Source organism: Bradyrhizobium sp. SK17, assembly GCF_002831585.1.
Classification (GTDB): domain Bacteria; phylum Pseudomonadota; class Alphaproteobacteria; order Rhizobiales; family Xanthobacteraceae; genus Bradyrhizobium.
This window is the reverse complement of the sequence record NZ_CP025113.1, coordinates 7178742-7198249: the sequence shown is the minus strand read 5'-3', so window position 1 is coordinate 7198249 and position 19508 is coordinate 7178742. Positions and strand designations below refer to the sequence as shown.

Below are 19508 nucleotides of genomic sequence, written 5' to 3'. Positions count from 1 at the left end.
TTCGAACGAACCGGATACCGGTCCGGGCGAATAAACGTGTCAACCAAGAATTTGGAGCGACGCTCCGATTCCATCGAGACGGAAAAGCGCTCTAGTCCCACCGAGACGACAATCGTCGAATCTCCGACCTGTCGCCGAAGCGATCCGCGAATGAGCCGGCCTCATCATCGGGCAAATACGGAGCGGGCGGCGCGCCTTGGGGCGAGCCGGGTCCTCGCACGCCTTGCTGCCGCAGATAATCCTCGATCATGCCAGGCAGTCCACGGGGCGCGGTCGCCGGACCATCGGACGACGCCGGTCGCCAGTCGCCGAAGCGTTCGGCGAACGACGTCCCGCGATCCGGTTCAGACAGTCCGGATTGATGCAGCGGAGAAGCGGAAACGAGCGGACCACGGCGGCTACCGAAAGCCAGGGCGTCGTTCGTATCATTCGGTCCGATCATTGCGCGGCCTGCCGCCAGCGTCTCATTCGGGTAGTGGATAGCCGTATCGAACGTGTCCGGATTTTCGGTGCGCGGCTTGTTGACACTGAACCCGATTTCCCCGGTACCTCCGCGCCTTCTGAGCGCTTTCTCCTCCTTCTCGCTCATCGACGTAATAATCGAATAGTGCAGATGGTTTCCCGTCGAAAATCTACCCGTGCTGCCGACATTGCCAATAATGTCACCAGGCCAGATCCGATCGCCCATGCGCGCTTGGGAGGGCTCATCCATGTGCGCATAAAGCCCGTAGCCGTTCGTCGTCTTCACGATGACCGTGTTTCCGTAACCTGCATTGAATCCCGAATAAACGACTTCGCCGGGGGTCTGAGCCGGAATGGGCGTTCCCCGCGGCGCGCGGTAGTCGACGCCAGAGTGGAATGTTTCCTCGTGCGTGACGGGATGTATCCGCGGCGCATAATCGGAGTTCCGCTTGAACGGTCGCGGCGGCCTTGGAGGAACGTAGGAACGATATCGATCAGTCATTTAATCACCTTGGTTAAATCCACGAGCATACCCTGCTTGCATTTATAAGTGCTGGCGCTGCCTTCGCTGGATACGCATTCTGGTTGATTTTCATCGTCCCACGTCAGGATCGACCGCTTTCCAGATGGGGACACAGCGATCTGAAATGACCAGCGGCCGGTCTTGATCGGAAACACCTGACGCGCGAGAAGTCTGGAATCGGCGCTTCTGATCTCGGCGGCGTATTCCTTCGAGAGAAGGATCGAGTCGTCGACCCGCACCGGCGGCTTGCCCAAGGGGATGATCGTGCCCACAATTCCTTGCCCACCGATCGAGATGGACTCAATTCGCGGCCGCGCGAGGCATTTTTTTCCGGCGATGCTACACTTGAGAATGGATCCCGGCGGTTGCTCTGTTTCCATAAAGAGTGTCAGTGTTCGTTGATCGTCTTCGAACCAACCGTCCTTGACCCATCCGATATCTGATTTCGTCATCGAGGCGATATTCACGCCATCGCGGTCCAGAATGTCGACGGACGTCGGATAGACGACGGCGATCCTTGAGCCATTCGCGCTCCATTTGATCCACTCAGGCGGCTGCGTCTTGCCTACCGTCCGCTTGTCCTTGACCAGAATAACCCTGAGCTGGGGTGCCTGCGGCTTTAGTTCGAGCGGACCGGAGCTCGCGACGCTCTTAAAATCCGGGGAGAACGCTATTGCGCGATCATTCGACGCAATCCATTGACTGTTGCCGCTCGCAATATCAACCATGAACACATGCCGTCCATGGATGTTGATCAACTGCCGGCCGTCGCTGCTACATTGGTATGGATTGCCAGGCGAAATCGCTACTGCCGCGATCTTGGTGCCGGCCTCATAGGCATTCACCGCTCCGTTTTCGTCGAGCAGGTATCGGTCATGTTGGCCGCACCAGCCGTTGAAAACCGCCTTCGAAAATGGGGTGTGTGGCAGCGATTCAAATGTCGGCACGAGCGCGCGGGGCGGCGACTGACGGCTCTCTTGGGCATCGGCAGGATCGGCTGAAGCCGGCGGCACAAACACTGTCAAGCAGGCGACGAGACACGCAGCGCGCAGCACTTGAGGAAACGAACCGGGCATCAAAAGCAACACCAACGGAAGGAAGAAAGACAGAATAGAACAAATCAAGAACAATGTCAAGACTCCCTGAAGATGCAGATCTGATTGGCTGCTAGCTGTCCGGTGCCAGCAGCTTCCCGATCTGCGGTTTGACGATGGCGGCAAACGCGGCGGGATCGTCGAACGCCCGCGCTGAGAGCATCGCTCCATGGACCGATGCCATCAGCATCTGGGCCTCCTCTTCCGGCCGCTTGTCCAGCAGGAGCAGCCGCTGCTCTGCGCCAGCTTGCAGCACCGACGTCAGCCATCCCGCGAGATCATGGAAATGGGCGCGGACGCGAGTTGCCACCTCTTCTGGCAGCATCGGCATCTCGCCGGCAAGCATCGCGCAGACACAGACGGGCAGCGTGGCATCTTGGATGCACGCCTGCCAGAAGTTCACGTAAGACCGCAGGTGGTCGGCCGGCGCCGGAGACTGCGCCTGGAGGGCTTTCAAGCCCAACGCTGTCTGCTGCCGGTAGCGATCCACCAGTGCGGCCACCAGCTCGGCTTTGGTCGGGAAGTGGTGATGGATGCTCGCCTTCCGGATGCCGACGGCATCTGCGATGTCGGCATAGCTGAACCCATTGTAGCCGCCCGCGACGATGAGGGCCTGCGCGACGTCGAGGATCTGTTCCGAGGTCGAGTTCATATCGGCGCCTACCTTCCGATAGGTAAGCCTGTCAAGGCAGGCATCGCTCTTCAAGCTGACACAACAAGGTGTTTGAGCGCCCAATTGACCCTGTGCTATCTACCTACTAGTAGGTAGATAGCACAAAGGAGTCAATCAATGCGAAGCCTGCTTGCCGCCCAGTCCACCTGGCTGCGGTCCTACTACGTCTCGCGCGCCGTCTTTTCGATCGTCTGGGTTGCTGCTGCCGTTCTGCTGAGCGCGCAACCCACCCCCGTGGCGTTCCTGCTGGTGATCTATCCGGCATGGGATGCCATCGCCAATCTGGCTGACGCCCGGGTGAACGGAGGGCTGTGGGACAATCCATCCCAGGCCCTCAATGTCGTGGTCAGCGCGATCACGACGCTTGCCGTGATCGTTGCGATCGGCCGCGACAGCTATGCCGTTCTGGCCGTGTTCGGGGTTTGGGCGATCCTTGCGGGTGTGCTGCAACTGGTCACCGGCGTCAGGCGCTGGCGTGACTATGGCGCGCAATGGGCGATGATCCTGAGTGGCGCGCAGTCGGCACTCGCGGGCGGCTACATGATCAGCCGATCGATCGGCACCGTTGCGCCGACGATCCTGGACGTCGCTCCCTATGCGGGCTTCGGCGCGTTCTATTTCCTGCTGTCCGCGATCTGGCTCGTTGCCTTCGCCGATCGCAACGCACGCGCCTAAAGCATGATCCGGAAAAGCGCGAAGCGGTTTTCCGAAGAGATCATGCGCAAACAAGAAGGCCAAGCGAGATGACGATTCAACCTCGTCTCATCTCGCTTTGGTCGATCCTGCGTCGGGGAGCGTCAGCTCCCCTCAATGCGGCAACTACTTCTTCTCGGACGGCTGCGCGTTCGCCGAGGCGGCGAGCAGTGGCATGGTCGGCGTTCTGTCACCCTCATCCTCGTCGAGGAACTGCTCGACGCCGGCCTGGATCGACGACTTCGCGCTGTCGGGGCCGCGGTCGCTGAGATCGTTGTGGTGGAATTCGGTCCGGACCACCTTGATGCCGAGCCGCGCGCAGGTCTCGTCGTCGGGCACGACGCCCGGATCCGCTTTGAACACCGGATCCTTGGAACGGAACGAGAGGATCTTGATCCTGCCGTCGGTGATGAAGGGGACGCGCAGATTGTCCAGCGTCACGACCTTCTTGACCAGGTCGGGATGCTGCTTGGCGAAGAACATCGAGATGTCGCCGCCATTGGAGTGGCCGATCAATGTCAGCTGGCGATAGTTGGCGTTGGGATAGCGCTTCTTGAGCTCATCGATCGCATACATGATGTTGAACACACCGCGATTGTACTGCATGCGGCGGCCGACATATTCCTCGCCGACCTTGGTCACCATCGGTGCGTCGGTGTCGAGATCATGCTGGATGCTGACCACGAGGTAGCCGCGCGATGCGAAGACGTTGGTGAGGAACGAGTACTCGGTGTTCCTGACGGTGTTGCCGTGGCTCAGGATCGCGACCGGCAGCTCGATCATGTCGGCGGCCGCCTGCATCTGCCGGTCGCGACGGACCGCGACCTCGACCGTGACGTTGCGATCGTCGCGCAGCACGTCGTGGAAGGTCATCGTCGTGTGACTGATGGCCCATCTGTCCGTGGTGAAGTAGCCGGCCATCGCCAACATGCACAGGCAAAGGACAATGATGCCCCGTTTCATTTCGACCTCTGATCTTGCGTACGTGACCCGCGCTCTGGGCCTGATTTCACCGGCCATTCCGCGTGAATCGGCCTTCCGAGGCCATGCGGGCGCTTTTGCCGCCGAATATCGGGCTAGTTTTACAATCCGATGACAGCGCAGCGACGAGCCACGGCGCATGCTTGCGCGGTCCCGTCGAGCCGGTCACAAGCAGGTGAGCAGGTTTGCCAAAACGGTGATGAATGACCGGCCGGGACACACTAGGGTGAAACCGCCGGGAGGCTGTGCAATGCCGGGATGGCGTGTCTCGATCGCGATGGTGGTTGCCATGACGCTGCAAAATTCGGCCGCGGCAGAGGATGTGCTGTCCGGCGCCAGTCTCGCTCGCGACGTGGCGCGCTATGCCTCGTTCGGCCTGCACCGCTTCGGCTCGCCGGGCGACCGCGCCACCACCGACTGGATCGCCCGCGAATTGCAGGCCGCGGGGTTTCGCGTCGAGTTCCAGCCGGTCGTGCTCGGCCGGCAATATGCGGTGGAGCGCGCGACGGCGGAGGTCGGCGGCACAAGGGTTGACGCGACGCCGTTCTGGTGGCCGCCGGAGGCGAGCAGCAGCTTTCGCCTGACCGCGCCGCTGGTGCGTGACGGTGATGCCGCCGGCAAGATCCTCTGGATCACGCTGCCGTTCGATCGTGGCGCCTATCTCGGCGAGGCTCATCGCGCGGCAATCGCGCAGGCCGCTGCCCGTGGGCCTGCGGCGATCCTCCTGATGATCGACAATCCCGCCGAAGAGCGCTTCGCCTACAACGTCACGCAGGACGACAAGCCCTGGCCGGTCCCGGCGGTGGTGGTGGCCGGCAAGCAAAGGGACCTGTTCGAGCGCGCGGTCGCATCGGGTCTCCCGGTGACCTTCGACGTCAGCGGGCGCTATGACACCAACGTCTCGGGCCGCAACGTGGTGGCGCGGATCGGCGAGGGGAGCGGGCCGGCGATCGTGGTCTCGACGCCGCTGACCGGCTGGTACGATTGTGTCTGCGAGCGCGGGCCGGGCATCGCCAATTTCCTGGCGCTCGCCCGCACCGTCGCCGCGCAAAAATGGCCGGGCCAGTACGTCTTCGTGGCGACCGTCGGCCACGAGATCGGCCATGGCGGCATGGAGCTGTTCCTCAAGCACGGTGCGCCGCCGCCCAAGGACACTTTGGCCTGGGTCCATTTCGGCTCGTCGAACGCATGCTACGCCTTCACCGAGGGCGCACAGGGCACGGTCAAGACCGCTCGGGTCGACAGCGAACGCGTGCTGGTGCTGAGCCCGTCAATGGCGGCGCTGGCCGGCGAGACGATGGGCGCCATCGAGGCGAAGCGGATGGTGGCGGAGAAGGAGGCCGTCGGCGAATTGCGCGACGTGCGCGCGGCGGGCTATCCGAACTTCATCGGGCTTGCCGGACGGCATCACAGCTTTCATACGCCGGCCGACGATCTTGCCTCGACCGGCCCGGAAATACTCGAGCAGGTGGCACGCGCCTTCGTCGACGCGGTGCGCAAGGTCTCCGAACGCGGTGTGCACGCGTTCGGATCACCATGATGGTCGGATCACTCAGTCCTGATAGCTGTTGCCGTAGAAGCTGCGCTGCTGCTGGTAGTACGGCCGCGGCTGATAATAGCCCTGCGGGGCCGGCGCATAACCCTGGTTGCCGTACTGGCCGTAGCCCTGCGCATCGTAGACGCGGCGGCTCGACGGCGGCGCCGGATAACGCCGGTCGGTCGAGCTGCCGTCGGCCGGATAGATGTAGCCGTCGTCGGCGCGAGCCTGCGCCGGATATTCGCGCGGCTGCGGGGTCAGGACGACGGGGTCGCCGGCCGCCGCGGTGCCGTACTGCTCGTCCTGCGGTGCGCGGCGGGCGACTGCGGTGCCGTTGCGCCCGCGCGGATTGCGCGCCAACGCGACCTGGGACGAGCCGGTCAGCGTCACCGTGGTGTTGAGCACGCCTTCCTTCTGGACCAGTGCGTAGAGCGTCGAGGCGTTGTCGCGCGACAGCCGCACACAGCCATGCGAGGCCGGCGTGCCGAGACGGCCCACGGAGTCGGTGCCGTGGATCGCGTGTCCGATCTTGGTGAAGAAGATCGAGTGCGGCATCGGCGCGTCGTCGAATTCCTTGGAGTAGTGATCCTCTTCCATGCGGAAGGCGCGGAAGCTGCCGTTCGGCGTTTCGCGCGAGGGGATGCCGGTCGAGACCGGCCAGTGATAACGCGCGACGCCGTCGACCGCGACGGTCATCTGCTGGTTATCCTTGTCGACGGTGATATCGACCTTGGCCTGCGCGGCGCCGGCCGTGAACAGCATCACGGAAGTGAACGCAATAAGGAACGAACGCATTTTACCTTTGGCCTCCGGGCCCAATCGCAGCGGCTCGCCGTCCCCGGCAACCAATATGCACGGAATCCGAATTTGGTTCCAGTCGCGGACCCACGCATCGTTAATCCCGCGCGCGGCGCAAACAAGGCCGAAGCCGGGCTGGGCCGTCACGGCGCGCTGACTTTTTCGCGAGCAAGGTGCGACCGCGGTCCGGATCAGTCGACAACGCAACCATTTGGCGGCATGGGCGTTTCACAATCCCGCCCCGGCGACGCGACCGCGTCGCGCTTGAAGGAACCAAGATGAACAACACCCAGGTTAAGATCGCGGCCGTCATCCCAGCCGGCCTCTCCGCGCGGCTCCTGCTTGCGACCGCTGGCCTCGCTTTGGCGCTGGCCGCTGTTCCCCACGCCGGCCATGCCCAGGGCATCGTCCGCGGAGCCCACGAGGGCGCTTATGAGGGGAACCGGGTCGCCGGCCCGGTGGGCGGCGTGGTTGGCGGCGCCGTCGGCGCCGGCGTCGGTGGCGCCATGGGCGCGGTCAAGGGCGTGTTCGGCATCCCGGATCGCGGCTATCGCCGCGGCCACCGCTGCCGCGGCTATTATCGCCACGGCCATTTCCACTGCTACTGATCGGGATCGTCATTCCGGGTTCGCGCTCAGGCGCGCCCCGGAATGACCTCCCTTCGCAAATCAGTTCTTCAGCCGATATCCCGTTCGGAAGATCCATGCCACGATCACCATGCAGGCGATCAGGAACGCTGCGGTCATGCCGAGGCTGAGCCCGACGCTGACGTCGGCGATCTCGTAGAAGCTCCAGCGGAAGCCGGAGATCAGGTAGACCACCGGATTGAACAGGGTGATGGTGCGCCAGCCTGACGGCAGCATGTTCACCGAGTAGAAGCTGCCGCCGAGGAAGGTCAGCGGCGTAACCACCAGCATCGGGATCATTTGCAGCTTTTCGAAGCCGTCGGCCCAGATGCCGATGATGAAGCCGAACAGGCTGAAGGTGACGGCCGTCAGCACCAGGAAGGTCAGCATCCAGATCGGATGCTGGATATGCAGCGGCACGAACAGTCCGGCGGTCGCCAGGATGATCAGGCCGAGGATGATCGACTTGGTCGCGGCGGCCCCGACATAGCCGATCACGATCTCGAAATAGGAGATCGGCGCCGACAGGATCTCGTAGATCGTGCCGGCGAATTTCGGGAAGTAGATGCCGAACGAGGCGTTGGAGATGCTCTGCGTCAGCACCGACAGCATCACGAGTCCGGGCACGATGAAGGTGCCGTAGCTGACGCCCTCGACCTCGGTGATGCGCGAACCGATCGCGGCGCCGAACACCACGAAATACAGCGACGTCGAGACGACCGGCGAGACGATGCTCTGTAGCAGCGTGCGCCAGGTGCGCGCCATTTCGAACAGATAGATCGCCCGGATTGCGCGGGTGTTCATGGCGCCCTCACGATGCTGACGAAGATGTCTTCGAGGGAGCTCTGTCTTGTATCCAGATCCGAGATGCGGATGCCCGCATTGCGCAGATCGTTGAGCAGGCTGGTGATCCCGGTGCGATCGCCCTTGGTGTCGTAGTCATAGGTCACGGTGCGGCCATCGTCCGACAGTTCGAGGTTGTAGGCGGCCAGCTCGGCCGGGATGGCGTCGAGCTTGTTCTGCAATTGCAACGTCAGCTCTTTCTTGCCGAGCTTCTGCATCAAGGTCGCCTTGTCCTCGATCAGGATGATCTCGCCCTTATTGATGACGCCGATGCGGTCGGCCATCTCCTCGGCTTCCTCGATGTAGTGCGTGGTCAGGATGATGGTGACGCCGGACGCCTGTAGCGTGCGCACCACTTCCCACATGCCCTTGCGCAATTCGACGTCGACGCCTGCGGTCGGCTCGTCGAGGAACAGGATCTCCGGCTCGTGCGACAGCGCCTTCGCGATCATCACGCGCCGCTTCATGCCGCCCGACAGCGTGATGATCTTGTTGTCCTTCTTGTCCCACAGCGACAGGTCGCGCAGCACCTTCTCGACATAGGCGGGGTTCTTCGGCTTGCCGAACAGGCCGCGGCTGAAGCTGACGGTGGCCCACACCGATTCGAACGCATCGGTGTGCAGTTCCTGGGGAACCAGTCCGATCATCGAGCGCGCCGCGCGATAATCCCTGATGATGTCGTGGCCGCCGATCTTGATCGTGCCCTGGCTCGGATTGGCGATGCCGCAGATGATGCTGATCAGCGTGGTCTTGCCGGCGCCGTTCGGCCCGAGCAGCGCGAAGATCTCGCCGCGATTGATGTCCAGATTGATGCCCTTCAGCGCCTTGAAGCCGGAGCCATAGGTCTTCGAAAGATTGGATACGGAAATGATCGGCGACATGGAGGATCGGAAGCGTGAGAAAAGGGAGCACGCGCGCGGATTGCGGCCCGGGCGGCGGCCAGATGCGGGGTCAACCGCAGATAGGGACGCATAATCCGTTCTGCAATCACCCGGCCGGGCAGAAATCTATTCCGCGGCGTGCGCTCGGACGGGCAGTTCGACCAAGGCGACCATGTAGGACTTCAGGTCGTCAGCAACCTCAGGGTCGGCCCTCAGTTCAGTCAATGTTCGGGGACGTGGCAGTTCCTGCCCATCGCTCTTCAACCCCTCAGCATAGAGCTCCAGCGCCTCAGGCGCATTGCGCAAAGCTTCGTCGATATCATCGCCGGCCGATGTACAGCCGGGAAGATCCGGAAACCAAACGCCCACGGCGTAGTCCGGTCCAGCGTCCTCGATGATGGCAACGTAGTGGGGCAAAGGGGACCTCAATCGGGCTTCCAGCCCGCCCCCTTATAAATGGCACGCACCAAGCCTTTTCCCAAGTCCTTCTTGGGGTGCGGAATGACCAAGGTTTCCCCTGACATGGCACTCTTGAAGACGTGGTGAGAGCCGGTAACCCGAACGAGGCTCCATCCTTCCCGTTCCAAGCGTCGGATGATGTCGCGGCTGTTGGTCAACATGACGATTTCCAGAACCAAGCAATCCGGACAACATGCCCCGGGTAGCACCGCGTTAAGTGAGCTCGGATTGGCCTTCGTCTAACGCTTCTTCATTGATTTCGGCGGCTTCTTGGCCGCCGCCGGGGCAGGGTGTGCGGGCGGTGCGGTGTCGGCGAGCTTGCCGACCAGCATGATCTGCAACTGGTTGTTGGCAGGCGCATTGGGGCGGGCGGGATCGAGCAATTGCTCCTCGCCAAGCCCGACCGATTGCAGGCGCTTCGGCGTGATCTTGAAGGTGTTGACCAGGATGTCGCGGATCGCGTCGGCCCGCCGCTGGCTCAGCAGCGCGTTGTTTTCACGCCGGCCGGTCGATTCGATGTGGCCGACGATCAGGAAAGTGTAGGGCAATAGCGACGACTGGGTCAGCGCGTCGGCGATGCGTCCGACGGTCTGATAGGAATCCGGCAGCACGATCGGCGTGTCGACGTCGAACTGGATGTCGGCATTGAACGTCGGGAGGCTGGTCAGGTCGGGCGCGATCGGCGGCCGCTTTTGCGGCGGCGGCTCGTTCTTCGATCGCAACCGCGATCGTTCGAGCACTTGCTGGCGCAATACGGGGACGTCGACCGTTGCATCCGTCTCGTAGTGATCCAGCTTGGCGATGATGTCGTCGCGCGTGATCGCGGTCTGTGCGCGCGCGGGCGCAAGCGGCATCGCCAGCAGCACCAGCGTGCCGAGCACGCCGAGATCGCGCAAACCCCGCGGCGACGCGCGCATCATTGATACCCCGCGTCATTGATCGCCTGGCTGCAATTGCGGCTGAGGCCCTTGGCGGCGACCAGGCAGGGCACCGATTTGCTGGTCTCCTTGGTCGAGCCGCCGCACACCTTGACGATCTCGCGGGTGCAGGCGTTGGCAACGGTCACCCGCGCCGCGATCCGCTTCTGGATCGCATCGAGGGTGGAGAAGTAGCTCTCCTTGCAGGTCGGCGAGATCACGTCGCGGTTGCGCGACAGGCATTCCTTGAGGCGGTTGGAGTCGAGGTTGACGCCGCGGCAGTTGGCGGTGATGTCGGCGCCGCAGGCCTTGGCGAGCTGGGCCGCGGAATCGCCAAAGCTCATCGTCTCCGCGACCGCCAGCGACGGCGCAGTGAGCGCGATGACAAAAAGGAAAAAACCTCCCCGGACCATGCAGCCATCTCAACCCGTGAATTCAATTGGGGTCAAGGGCTACGAACAGCGAAGGCTGTTCTGTCACGCCCGCTCCACAAAGCTGTCGACGACCTTCTTCTCGCCGGCCTTCTCGAAGGCGATGGTCAGCTTGTTGCCGTCGATCTTCACCACATGGCCGTAGCCGAATTTCTGGTGAAACACCCGATCGTCCAGCGAAAATTCCGACGTCGTGCCGGTGGACTTCGCCACCAGCTCGCCCTCGATCACCATTGGACCGCGCTTGCTGCGGCTGAAGCTATCCGAGGAAAACGACGACTGCCGCTCCTCGAATCCGCCGCTACGGCCGCCGCCACCGCGATTGCGGTTGGCCTGGGCGCGCTGCCAGCCCGGGGTCGAATAGCTTGAGCCGAATGATTCGAGGTTGTCGAAGCGCGAGGCACCGTAGCCGCCGCTGCCGCCCCAGCCCGATCCGCCCTTGGATTCGGTGATCTCGACATTGTGCGCCGGCAACTCGTCGAGGAAGCGGGAGGGGATCGTGGTCGACCAGGTGCCATGGATGCGGCGGTTGGTGGCGAAATAGATCTTGGCGCGGCGGCGGGCGCGGGTCAGCCCGACATGGGCGAGACGGCGCTCTTCCTCGAGCCCGGCGCGGCCCTGCTCGTCCAGCGTGCGCTGGCTTGGAAACAGGCCTTCCTCCCAGCCCGGCAGGAACACATTGTCGAACTCCAGGCCCTTGGCCGAATGCAGCGTCATCAGCGACACCGCCTCGTCGCCGGCCTCGCCGTCGCGGTCCATCACCAGCGAGATATGTTCGAGAAACCCTTGCAGGTTCTCGAATTCCTCCATCGAACGCACCAGTTCCTTGAGGTTGTCGAGCCGGCCCGCGGCGTCTGCCGAGCGGTCCTTCTGCCACATCTCGGTATAGCCGCTCTCGTCGAGCACGATCTCGGCGAGCTCCGTGTGAGAGGTGACCTCGCGCTGGGCGCGCCAGCGGTCGAACTGCATCACGAGGTCGCGCAAGCTGCCGCGCGCCTTCGGCTTCAGCTCGTCGGTTTCGACCACGGCGCGCGCCGCCTCGAACAGCGGAATCCGGCGCTTGCGGGCGTGGTCGTGCAGCAGCTGCACGGTGGCGTCGCCGAGTCCCCGTTTGGGCACGTTGACGATACGCTCGAAGGCGAGATCGTCGGCGGGCGAATTGATGGTGCGCAAATACGCCAGCGCATCGCGGATCTCGGCGCGCTCATAGAACCGGGGACCGCCGATCACGCGGTAGGGCAGGCCGAGCGTGACGAAGCGGTCTTCGAACTCGCGCATCTGGAACGAGGCGCGGACCAGGATGGCGACGGTGTTGAGGTTCTCGCCGGCGCGTTGCAGCTCCTCGAGCTCCTCGCCGATCGCGCGCGCTTCCTCTTCCGAATCCCAGGAGCCGGTGACGGTGACCTTCTCGCCGTCGACATCCTCGGTGCGCAGCGTCTTGCCGAGCCGGCCTTCATTGTGCGCGATCAGGTGCGAGGCCGCGGCCAGGATGTGGCCGGTGGAGCGGTAGTTGCGCTCGAGCCGGATCACCTTGGCGCCGGGGAAATCGTGGTCGAAGCGCAGGATGTTGTCGACCTCGGCGCCGCGCCAACCATAGATCGACTGGTCGTCGTCGCCGACGCAGCAGATGTTTCGCGGCGGCGCGGACGGCGGAGCCAGCGCCGGCTGCGCGGCGGCGTCTTGCTTCGCCGGTTCAGCATCGGTCGCGCCGGGAATGATTGCCGAGATCGGAGGACCCTGCCGTGCCGGCGCCTGCGACAGCAGGCGCAGCCACAGATATTGCGCGACGTTGGTGTCCTGATATTCGTCGACCAGGATGAACTTGAAGCGGCTCTGGTATTGCCGCAGCACGTCGGGGTTCTCGCGGAACAGCCGGATGTTCTCGAGCAGCAGGTCGCCGAAATCGGCGGCGTTGAGGATCTTCAGCCGCTCCTGATAGGTCGCGTAGATCTTGCCGCCCTTGCCGTTGCCGAACGAGGCGGCTTCGCCGGCCGGCACCTGCGACGGCGACAGCCCGCGATTCTTCCAGCTGTCGATCAGGCCGGCCAGCATCCGCGCCGGCCAGCGCTTGTCGTCGATGTTCTCGGCCTGCAAGAGCTGCTTCAACAGCCGCACCTGGTCGTCGACGTCGAGCACCGTGAAGTTGGATTTGAGCTGCACCAGCTCGGCATGGATGCGCAGGATGCGGCCGCCGATCGAGTGGAAGGTGCCGAGCCACGGCATGCCCTCGACCGCCTGGCCGAGCATCTGGCCGAGCCGCAGCTTCATCTCGCGCGCGGCCTTGTTGGTGAAGGTCACCGACAGGATTTCCTGTGGCCGGGCGCGGCCCTGGCTCAGGATATGCGCGATGCGCGTGGTCAAGACCCGCGTCTTGCCGGTGCCGGCGCCGGCCAGCACCAGCACGGGACCGTCGAGCGTCTCGACCGCTTCGCGCTGCTCCGGATTGAGGCCATTGAGATATTGCGGACCGGCGGCCGCCCGCGCACGCGCGGCGATGCCGCCAGCCGCGGGCTGGTGCTCGGGAACGCCGTGATGGGGCAATTTGCTCGGCTCGGTCATTGGCGAATCGTCTCGGCCCCACGATGGCACCGTGGGACGGTGAAGGGGAGCTTTCTTAGCAGGGATTGAAGGCCATATAGGGCCTGATCGGCCGTTTTGACAGGTTTTATCCCGGACCGCGGTCACGGTTTTGGCAGCAGTCCGAAGCCGGTTTGGTTCCTGAAATCGGCGAAAATTTCGCGGTTTCGCGCTCAGGAACCTGTGTTCCCACGCTGGATTGTCTCCTCGGTCATGGCGTCGGCCGAGAGCCGGCGAGAAGAAACGAGACAGAGGTTCTGAACATGTTGAGCTGGGTCGTCACCTTCCTGGTCATCGCGCTGATCGCGGGCGTTTTGGGCTTCGGCGGCATCGCCGGTGCGTCGATCGAGATCGCCAAGGCGATCTTCTTCATCGCCATCATCCTGTTCCTGGTGTCGGCGGTGGTCGGACTGGCGCGCGGCCGCACGCGGGTCTAGCGAATCGCGACTTCATCACGCGAGCCGGCGGCCACGTCGCCTGAATGCGTGATGTCATTTCGCCGAGGGCATCGCCACGTTGCGGCCGATGCCCTCGGGACGCGGCACACCCGCATGACTCTCCACGATGGCGCGGGTGCGGGCGCGGATATCGGGCGGAAACGGCGCCACCTTGCGCGCCTCCATATCGATGTGCAGCGTCAGGTTCTCCGAGGTCGCGGACAGCCAGCCCTCGCCGGCATGGCGCAACTCCTCGAATGTGTGCAGCCGCTTGTCGTCGGCGCCGAGCAGGAACACCGAAACCTGCACGGGATCGCCGAGATGGATTTCCCGCAGGTAGCGGACATGGCATTCGGCCGTGAAGGTCGAGCACTTCCGCTCCTTCATGTAGGCCGGTCCAATGCCGAGTTGCAGCCACATCTCGTCGATGGCGCGGTCGAACATCACATTGTAGTAGGCCATGTTGAGATGGCCGTTATAGTCGATCCATTGCGGCTCGATCTGCATCACCGAGGATTTGAACGGGGAGGGCGGAAGCGGCATCTCGCTGGCGGTCACTGAAGTCATCTCCCATCCCGGTCCGTTGGCGTTCGAGCATGAACTTTTTTCAAGTCAGGCTCTCTTGACCCCTTATACAAGCTTTGTCACGGTCGGCTAAAGCCGGGAGGAAATTTGACGTGGCGACAACGATTTCGAGCGATCTGACGCGACCCGAACCGCAAGCCCTGAAGCGCGCGATCGACGCGCTGGCGGCGCGGTTCGGCAACCGGCTCGTCACGTCTCAGGCGGTGCGCGAGCAGCACGCCCATACCACCACATGGCTGCCGAACCAGCCTCCGGACGCGGTCGTCATGGCGCAGGAAACCGCCGACATCCAGGACGTGGTGCGGATCTGCGCCGCCAACCGCGTGCCGGTGATCGCGTTCGGCACCGGAACCTCTCTCGAGGGCCAGGTCAACGCGCCCGCGGGTGGCGTCTGCATCGACCTGCGCGACATGAACAAGGTGCTCGAGGTGCATGCCGAGGACCTCGATTGCGTGATCCAGCCCGGCCTGACCCGCAAGGCGCTCAACGAGCATCTGCGCGACCAGGGCCTGTTCTTCCCCATCGACCCCGGCGCCGACGCCTCGCTCGGCGGCATGACCTCGACCCGCGCCTCCGGCACCAATGCGGTGCGCTATGGCACCATGCGCGAGAACGTGCTGGCGCTGAAGGTGGTGCGCGGCGACGGCGAGATCATCACGACCGGCACGCGGGCCAAGAAGTCGTCGGCCGGCTACGACCTGACGCATCTGTTCGTCGGCGCCGAGGGCACGCTCGGCATCATCTCCGAACTGACCATCCGCCTGCGCGGCATTCCGGACACGATCGCCGCCGCCGCCTGTTCGTTCGAGACCGTGCGCGGCGCCTGCCAGGCCACCATCCTCGCGATCCAGACCGGCATCCCGGTCGCCCGCATCGAACTGCTGAACGCCGCGCAGGTGAAGGCCTGCAACAGCTATTCGAAACTGTCGCTGCCGGAGACGCCGTTGCTGCTGCTCGAATTCCACGGCAGCGAGGTCGAGGTCGCCGAGCAGTCGAAGAATTTCCGCGACATCGCCGCCGAATGCGGCGGCGGCGACTTCACCTGGACCACCAAGCCGGAAGACCGCACCAAGTTGTGGCAGGCGCGGCATGACGCCTATTGGTCGGTCAAGGCGCTGCGCCCCGGCGACAGCATCGGCGTCGTCGCGACCGACGTCTGCGTGCCGATCTCGCGGCTGGCCGATTGCGTGACCGAGACCGAGGAGGATCTGAAGCGGCTCAATCTGCTGTCGCCGATCGTCGGCCATGTCGGTGACGGCAATTTCCACTGCTCGCTGCTCTGCGACGTCAACGACAAGGACGAGATGGCGCGCGGCGAGGAGTTCATGCACCGCCTGGTCGAGCGCGCGCAGGCGATGGACGGCACCTGCACCGGCGAGCACGGCATTGGCCAGGGCAAGCAGAAATACCTCAAGGCCGAACTCGGCCCCGAGGCGCTCGACGCGATGCGGGCGCTGAAGCAGGCGCTCGATCCGCAGAACATCTTCAATCCCGGGAAAATCGTCCCCGCCGCTTAATCCATCGGATGGTTCGGCCGCAGGACCCTGGCGATGTGGTTGTTCAGCAAGGCCAAGCGGAAGGATATCTGGGACGATCCGGTCGCGCAGCCGCTCGGCGACATCGAGGCCGCGCAGCGGATACGCGCGATCTGCCGCGATGCCGCCGGCTGCGCCGAGGCGGTCGGCTCGCCCGGCAGGCTCTCAGCGAACAGGCAGCAGATCGAGCGCGCGCGTTATGAGCGCGCCGCCAGGGTCGCGATGGAGATCGCGATGAAGATATCCGACGAGCTGATGCGCGATTCCGCGGTGCGCGAGATCGTCGGCCTCTGCATGAAGGCCAACAACATCAAGACCGCGCGGGCGCTGTTCCGCGCCATCCATGCCGGCTCGATCAAGGCCGAGGTCTTGAAGGAGCATCCGACGCTGGCGGGCGAGCAGGCTTGAGGCGGAGTGAAGGCGCCTGCCAAAAATGTCGAAAACAACCCCATGCAAAGCAGCCGGCGGCGGCCTCGGTCGATCAGGCGGCTTGACACGTCGGGCAACTCAGGGGCATATTTCCAATATTCCGAAATCGTGCAGGCGCATGCTCGCCGCGGTCCCGTAGCCCGGATGGAGCGAGGCGAAATCCGGGGGGCATCGAGATGCGGAGGGAACCCGGCTTGCGCTGCGCTTCATCCGGGCTACGATTCGATCAAATCTAGGCCTGCCCGCCGAGCGTGCGCACCGCCTCGTCGACGCTGTGGAAGACGTGGTTCCGTTGCAGCACCTCGTAGAGATCGAAGCGCTCGAACGCGTCCTGCGCGCGGGAGGATTCCAGCCGCGCCACGGCCACGGTCACGCCGTCGTCGCGGCATTCGCGAAACAGGTCGCGCAGCCCCTGCGCGGCGGTGAAGTCGATCTCGACCATGCCGCTGGCCTCGATCACCAGGAGCCGCGGCCTTTGCGTCGCCGTGTTGATCATCTTGAGCACGCCGCTGTGAAAACCCTCCGCGTTGAGGAACGACAGTGGCGCCTGGAGGCCGACGACCGCGATGCCGGCCTTGCGCTCGCCGGACGTGTGCGGGCCCGCCGGCCACCAGATCGTGGTGCCCGGCACATGGACGAATTCCACCAGCCGACCGCGCGTCGTGGTCCAGATGCCGTGCAGCAGCGACAGCGCGATGCCGACCGCGACGCCTTGCTCGATCGGCAGCACGATGATCGCGGCGGCTGTCGCCACCACCAGCAGGAATTCGTAGAACGACTGGCTGAAGATCATGACGATCTGCGCAACGCGGATGATGCGCAGCGCCACGAACAGCAGCACGCCGCCGAGCGCGGCATCGGGCACGTGCTGCAACAGCGTCGCACCGAAGGCGAGCAGCGCGAGCACGATGGCCGCGGCGAACAGCCCCGCGAGCTGCGTGCGGCCGCCGGTCTCCGATACGATACCGGTTCGCGGCGGACTGGCATTGACCGGAAACGCGCCGAACAGCCCGGCCAGCAGGCTGCCGGCACCGGCGCCGAGGAAGTCGCGATCGACGTCGGCCGGCTTGTCCGGATCGGACAGGAACGAGCGCGTCGTCGCCGCGGTTTGCACCATCACCACGACGGCAATCAGGATCGCGAGCGACAGCAGTTTGATCCATCGTTCCGGCGCGATGTCCGGAAATGACGGCTTGGGCAGCGTGCCCGGCACGGTGCCGACCACCTTGACGCCCTTGCTCTCGAGATGCCCGGCGATCACGGCGATGGTGGCCACGACGAGCCCGATCAGCGCGCCCGGAATCCGGGCGCTGATCTTCTCCGATCCAGCGACCAGCGCCAGCACGCCAAGCCCGATCGCCAGCGTGTAGACATTGGTCTGGTCGATCTTCTCGGCGAGTACCCCGAGCTTGTAGAGCGTCGGCCCGTCCGGCGTGGTCACGCCGAGTACGCCCGGCAGTTGCGAGACCAGGATGTGGACCGAAATGCCGGCGAGGAAGCCCACCGTCACCGGCGTCGACAGCAGATTGGCGATCCAGCCGAGCTTGAACAGGCTGCCGGCGATCATGATCACGCCGACCATCAGCGCCAGCGCCATCGCGAACGCCTGATAGTCCGGTGAGCCGGCGGTCGCCATCAGCGCCAGCCCGCCGGCGAAGATCGGCGTGATCGTGGAATCGGCGCCGCAGGAGAGGAAGCGGTTGGCGCCGAACATCGCAAAGCCGAGCGAGCCGGCCATGAAGGCAAAGAAGCCGATTTGTGGCGAGAAGCCGCCGAGGCGCGCGGTCGCCATCTGCTCCGGGATCGCGATCGCCGCCAGCGTCAGTCCCGCGATCAGGTCCCCGGGCAGATTGCCGGGCCGGAAGCCGGCCAGTGAACGGAAGATCGGCCAAGGGGAGTGGGGCGCGGGAGTTTGGGCCATCGGTCTCCGACTCATCTGGCAGCGAAGGGTCGGGAAGTGTCCGCCATTGCGTGGCCAAAAGCCAGCGGCCTCGTATGCTGTGCGGTTGCGAAGCGCGGCGAGACTCTACGGAGCGCGCGGTTCGGTGATCGCCTTGCGGATTGAGGCGAGCGGGGCGGTGTCGTCGAAGGCAACGGTCTCGCCTTGCATCTTCACGCCGAGGTCCTGCCATAGCGCGGCAAGGTCCGGCGTCACCGGCTTTGGCCCCATCTCGTCGTGCAGGTGCGTCAACACCTCGCCGCCGACTGCCTGGTCGGCGGTCGACAGCACGCGGGCGAGCGTCCAGTCCTTTTCGTGGTTGCCGCCGGCGGCCAGCACGCCGCGCATCGCATCCTGCAATCCGAGCCGGTTGCCGCTACGCTTGCGGATCTCGATATCGGCGAGCAGGCAGAACAGCGCGCCGCCCCAATACTTGCGGCCCCAGGTGTCGGTGTTGTCGAGGCCCTGGTCGCCGGCTTGCGGCAGCCCTTTCGGCATGTCGCGCATCATCGCCCGCCAGATCTCCTGCGCGGTGAGGTCACCGGCCTGCACGCGGGCCACCGGTTCGATGTAGACCGCGAGCCCTTCGGACAGCCAGGCGTAGCGATCGTCGAGATCGGGCAGGGCAGTGTGCACCATCTCGTGCACCATCACCCAGTCCCGCTTCAGGTCGTCTTCGCTCGCCTCGCGGCCGATCAGCACCCGGATCGCAGCACCCCGATAGCCCCAGGTGGTGCCGCCGCGCACCCGCGGGCCGTCGACCGGGACCAGCAACAGGCGCAGCGACTGCACCGGGAAATGTCCATAATAGGTGGAGACGGCCCTTGCCGACGTCTTCACCCAATCGAGAATCTTCTCTTTCGGCAGCGCCATTTCGCCGGGCGCGAAGCCGACATGGATGGTCGCGCCGCCGACCTCGAGGTCGGTCTTCGGCAATTTGTCGAACGCGTCATACGGCATGCGGTCGCCGCGCATGAACTCCGACTGCGCCGCGACATGACACGACGCGATGCCGATGATGATGATCGCGACGAGCATCGCCGCGGCGATCAGGCGATATGTCGGGATGCTCCTCACCGCGCTTCGCC

At 64.3% G+C, this 19508-nt stretch carries 21 protein-coding genes; 6 read left to right on the top strand and 15 right to left on the bottom strand.

Going from position 1 to position 19508, the window contains the following annotated elements; genetic code table 11:
• Positions 1-91: 91 nt before the first annotated feature.
• From CWS35_RS33475 to CWS35_RS33465, 3 genes are all read right to left on the bottom strand, one after another.
• Positions 92-964: a M23 family metallopeptidase gene (locus CWS35_RS33475; RefSeq protein WP_100955489.1), complete on the bottom strand. Its 873-nt coding sequence runs from the start codon at positions 962-964 to the stop codon at positions 92-94.
• On the bottom strand, positions 961-2061 hold the full coding sequence (locus CWS35_RS33470) for a hypothetical protein (protein ID WP_145987253.1): 1101 nt from the start codon (positions 2059-2061) through the stop codon (positions 961-963). Before CWS35_RS33470 ends, CWS35_RS33475 begins: the two co-directional genes overlap by 4 nt.
• A gap of 91 nt (positions 2062-2152) precedes the next feature.
• Positions 2153-2731 carry a TetR/AcrR family transcriptional regulator gene (locus CWS35_RS33465; protein ID WP_100956885.1) on the bottom strand — a complete coding sequence of 193 codons (579 nt, stop codon included), beginning with the start codon at positions 2729-2731 and terminating at the stop codon, positions 2153-2155.
• Between the two features lie 138 nt (positions 2732-2869).
• On the opposite strand from CWS35_RS33465, the gene CWS35_RS33460 reads away from it, so the two are divergent.
• Positions 2870-3427 (top strand): DUF308 domain-containing protein, encoded by a 558-nt coding sequence (locus tag CWS35_RS33460; protein ID WP_100955487.1) that lies wholly within the window; start codon positions 2870-2872, stop codon positions 3425-3427.
• Positions 3428-3571: 144 nt separating this feature from the next.
• On the opposite strand, the gene CWS35_RS33455 is transcribed toward CWS35_RS33460, so the two are convergent.
• The gene (locus CWS35_RS33455) at positions 3572-4408 is read right to left on the bottom strand and encodes an alpha/beta hydrolase (protein ID WP_245438775.1); all 837 of its coding nucleotides are present in this window, start codon (positions 4406-4408) and stop codon (positions 3572-3574) included.
• A 268-nt stretch (positions 4409-4676) separates the two neighbouring features.
• On the opposite strand from CWS35_RS33455, the gene CWS35_RS33450 reads away from it, so the two are divergent.
• Positions 4677-5966: a hypothetical protein gene (locus CWS35_RS33450; RefSeq protein WP_245438773.1), complete on the top strand. Its 1290-nt coding sequence runs from the start codon at positions 4677-4679 to the stop codon at positions 5964-5966.
• A gap of 12 nt (positions 5967-5978) precedes the next feature.
• On the opposite strand, the gene CWS35_RS33445 is transcribed toward CWS35_RS33450, so the two are convergent.
• Positions 5979-6758 (bottom strand): L,D-transpeptidase, encoded by a 780-nt coding sequence (locus CWS35_RS33445; RefSeq protein WP_100955485.1) that lies wholly within the window; start codon positions 6756-6758, stop codon positions 5979-5981.
• A gap of 281 nt (positions 6759-7039) precedes the next feature.
• On the opposite strand from CWS35_RS33445, the gene CWS35_RS33440 reads away from it, so the two are divergent.
• A complete protein-coding gene (locus tag CWS35_RS33440; RefSeq protein ID WP_024580080.1) occupies positions 7040-7369 on the top strand; it encodes a hypothetical protein in 330 nt (109 codons plus the stop codon).
• A 60-nt stretch (positions 7370-7429) separates the two neighbouring features.
• On the opposite strand, the gene CWS35_RS33435 is transcribed toward CWS35_RS33440, so the two are convergent.
• From CWS35_RS33435 to CWS35_RS33405, 7 genes are all read right to left on the bottom strand, one after another.
• Positions 7430-8191, bottom strand: coding sequence for an ABC transporter permease (locus CWS35_RS33435; protein ID WP_024580081.1), 762 nt, complete (start codon positions 8189-8191; stop codon positions 7430-7432).
• A complete protein-coding gene (locus CWS35_RS33430) occupies positions 8188-9111 on the bottom strand; it encodes an ABC transporter ATP-binding protein (RefSeq protein WP_024580082.1) in 924 nt (307 codons plus the stop codon). Before CWS35_RS33430 ends, CWS35_RS33435 begins: the two co-directional genes overlap by 4 nt.
• 126 nt (positions 9112-9237) lie before the next feature.
• The gene (locus CWS35_RS33425) at positions 9238-9528 is read right to left on the bottom strand and encodes a type II toxin-antitoxin system HicB family antitoxin (RefSeq protein WP_100955484.1); all 291 of its coding nucleotides are present in this window, start codon (positions 9526-9528) and stop codon (positions 9238-9240) included.
• A gap of 8 nt (positions 9529-9536) precedes the next feature.
• Entirely contained in the window at positions 9537-9731 is a 195-nt protein-coding gene (locus tag CWS35_RS33420; protein ID WP_024580084.1) for a type II toxin-antitoxin system HicA family toxin, read from the bottom strand.
• A 78-nt stretch (positions 9732-9809) separates the two neighbouring features.
• Positions 9810-10490, bottom strand: a complete 681-nt coding sequence (locus CWS35_RS33415; protein ID WP_100955483.1) for an OmpA family protein — start codon at positions 10488-10490, stop codon at positions 9810-9812.
• Complete coding sequence (locus CWS35_RS33410; protein WP_024580086.1) at positions 10487-10900, bottom strand: hypothetical protein; 414 nt, start codon at positions 10898-10900, stop codon at positions 10487-10489. The genes CWS35_RS33415 and CWS35_RS33410 overlap by 4 nt, the downstream gene beginning before the upstream one ends.
• Before the next feature lie 63 nt (positions 10901-10963).
• Entirely contained in the window at positions 10964-13477 is a 2514-nt protein-coding gene (locus tag CWS35_RS33405) for an ATP-dependent helicase (RefSeq protein WP_100955482.1), read from the bottom strand.
• A gap of 281 nt (positions 13478-13758) precedes the next feature.
• Here CWS35_RS33405 and CWS35_RS33400 point away from each other — a divergent pair, with 281 nt between their 5' ends.
• Positions 13759-13932 (top strand): DUF1328 domain-containing protein, encoded by a 174-nt coding sequence (locus CWS35_RS33400; protein ID WP_024580088.1) that lies wholly within the window; start codon positions 13759-13761, stop codon positions 13930-13932.
• Positions 13933-13986: 54 nt separating this feature from the next.
• On the opposite strand, the gene CWS35_RS33395 is transcribed toward CWS35_RS33400, so the two are convergent.
• A complete protein-coding gene (locus CWS35_RS33395) occupies positions 13987-14475 on the bottom strand; it encodes a thioesterase family protein (protein WP_100956881.1) in 489 nt (162 codons plus the stop codon).
• Positions 14476-14609: 134 nt separating this feature from the next.
• Between CWS35_RS33395 and CWS35_RS33390 the strand changes: the two genes are divergently transcribed.
• Positions 14610-16034 (top strand): FAD-binding oxidoreductase, encoded by a 1425-nt coding sequence (locus CWS35_RS33390; protein WP_100955481.1) that lies wholly within the window; start codon positions 14610-14612, stop codon positions 16032-16034.
• 33 nt (positions 16035-16067) lie between these two features.
• A complete protein-coding gene (locus CWS35_RS33385; protein ID WP_100955480.1) occupies positions 16068-16460 on the top strand; it encodes a hypothetical protein in 393 nt (130 codons plus the stop codon).
• A 253-nt stretch (positions 16461-16713) separates the two neighbouring features.
• Here CWS35_RS33385 and CWS35_RS33380 read toward each other — a convergent pair whose 3' ends face one another.
• A complete protein-coding gene (locus tag CWS35_RS33380) occupies positions 16714-18402 on the bottom strand; it encodes a SulP family inorganic anion transporter (RefSeq protein WP_100955479.1) in 1689 nt (562 codons plus the stop codon).
• 105 nt (positions 18403-18507) lie between these two features.
• Entirely contained in the window at positions 18508-19497 is a 990-nt protein-coding gene (locus CWS35_RS33375; RefSeq protein ID WP_244442159.1) for a hypothetical protein, read from the bottom strand.
• Positions 19498-19508: the final 11 nt, after the last annotated feature.

Bases quoted from the DNA above. Each gene is read 5' to 3' on its own strand.
- CWS35_RS33420 (WP_024580084.1), bottom strand. From the start codon at position 9,731: ATGTTGACCAACAGCCGCGACATCATCCGACGCTTGGAACGGGAAGGA.
- CWS35_RS33410 (WP_024580086.1), bottom strand. From the start codon at position 10,900: ATGGTCCGGGGAGGTTTTTTCCTTTTTGTCATCGCGCTCACTGCGCCG.
- CWS35_RS33475 (WP_100955489.1), bottom strand. From the start codon at position 964: ATGACTGATCGATATCGTTCCTACGTTCCTCCAAGGCCGCCGCGACCG.
- CWS35_RS33440 (WP_024580080.1), top strand. From the start codon at position 7,040: ATGAACAACACCCAGGTTAAGATCGCGGCCGTCATCCCAGCCGGCCTC.
- CWS35_RS33415 (WP_100955483.1), bottom strand. From the start codon at position 10,490: ATGATGCGCGCGTCGCCGCGGGGTTTGCGCGATCTCGGCGTGCTCGGC.
- CWS35_RS33445 (WP_100955485.1), bottom strand. From the start codon at position 6,758: ATGCGTTCGTTCCTTATTGCGTTCACTTCCGTGATGCTGTTCACGGCC.
- CWS35_RS33470 (WP_145987253.1), bottom strand. From the start codon at position 2,061: ATGCCCGGTTCGTTTCCTCAAGTGCTGCGCGCTGCGTGTCTCGTCGCC.
- CWS35_RS33395 (WP_100956881.1), bottom strand. From the start codon at position 14,475: ATGCCGCTTCCGCCCTCCCCGTTCAAATCCTCGGTGATGCAGATCGAG.
- CWS35_RS33435 (WP_024580081.1), bottom strand. From the start codon at position 8,191: ATGAACACCCGCGCAATCCGGGCGATCTATCTGTTCGAAATGGCGCGC.
- CWS35_RS33380 (WP_100955479.1), bottom strand. From the start codon at position 18,402: ATGGCCCAAACTCCCGCGCCCCACTCCCCTTGGCCGATCTTCCGTTCA.
- CWS35_RS33400 (WP_024580088.1), top strand. From the start codon at position 13,759: ATGTTGAGCTGGGTCGTCACCTTCCTGGTCATCGCGCTGATCGCGGGC.
- CWS35_RS33455 (WP_245438775.1), bottom strand. From the start codon at position 4,408: ATGAAACGGGGCATCATTGTCCTTTGCCTGTGCATGTTGGCGATGGCC.
- CWS35_RS33405 (WP_100955482.1), bottom strand. From the start codon at position 13,477: ATGACCGAGCCGAGCAAATTGCCCCATCACGGCGTTCCCGAGCACCAG.
- CWS35_RS33450 (WP_245438773.1), top strand. From the start codon at position 4,677: ATGCCGGGATGGCGTGTCTCGATCGCGATGGTGGTTGCCATGACGCTG.
- CWS35_RS33385 (WP_100955480.1), top strand. From the start codon at position 16,068: ATGTGGTTGTTCAGCAAGGCCAAGCGGAAGGATATCTGGGACGATCCG.
- CWS35_RS33460 (WP_100955487.1), top strand. From the start codon at position 2,870: ATGCGAAGCCTGCTTGCCGCCCAGTCCACCTGGCTGCGGTCCTACTAC.
- CWS35_RS33465 (WP_100956885.1), bottom strand. From the start codon at position 2,731: ATGAACTCGACCTCGGAACAGATCCTCGACGTCGCGCAGGCCCTCATC.
- CWS35_RS33430 (WP_024580082.1), bottom strand. From the start codon at position 9,111: ATGTCGCCGATCATTTCCGTATCCAATCTTTCGAAGACCTATGGCTCC.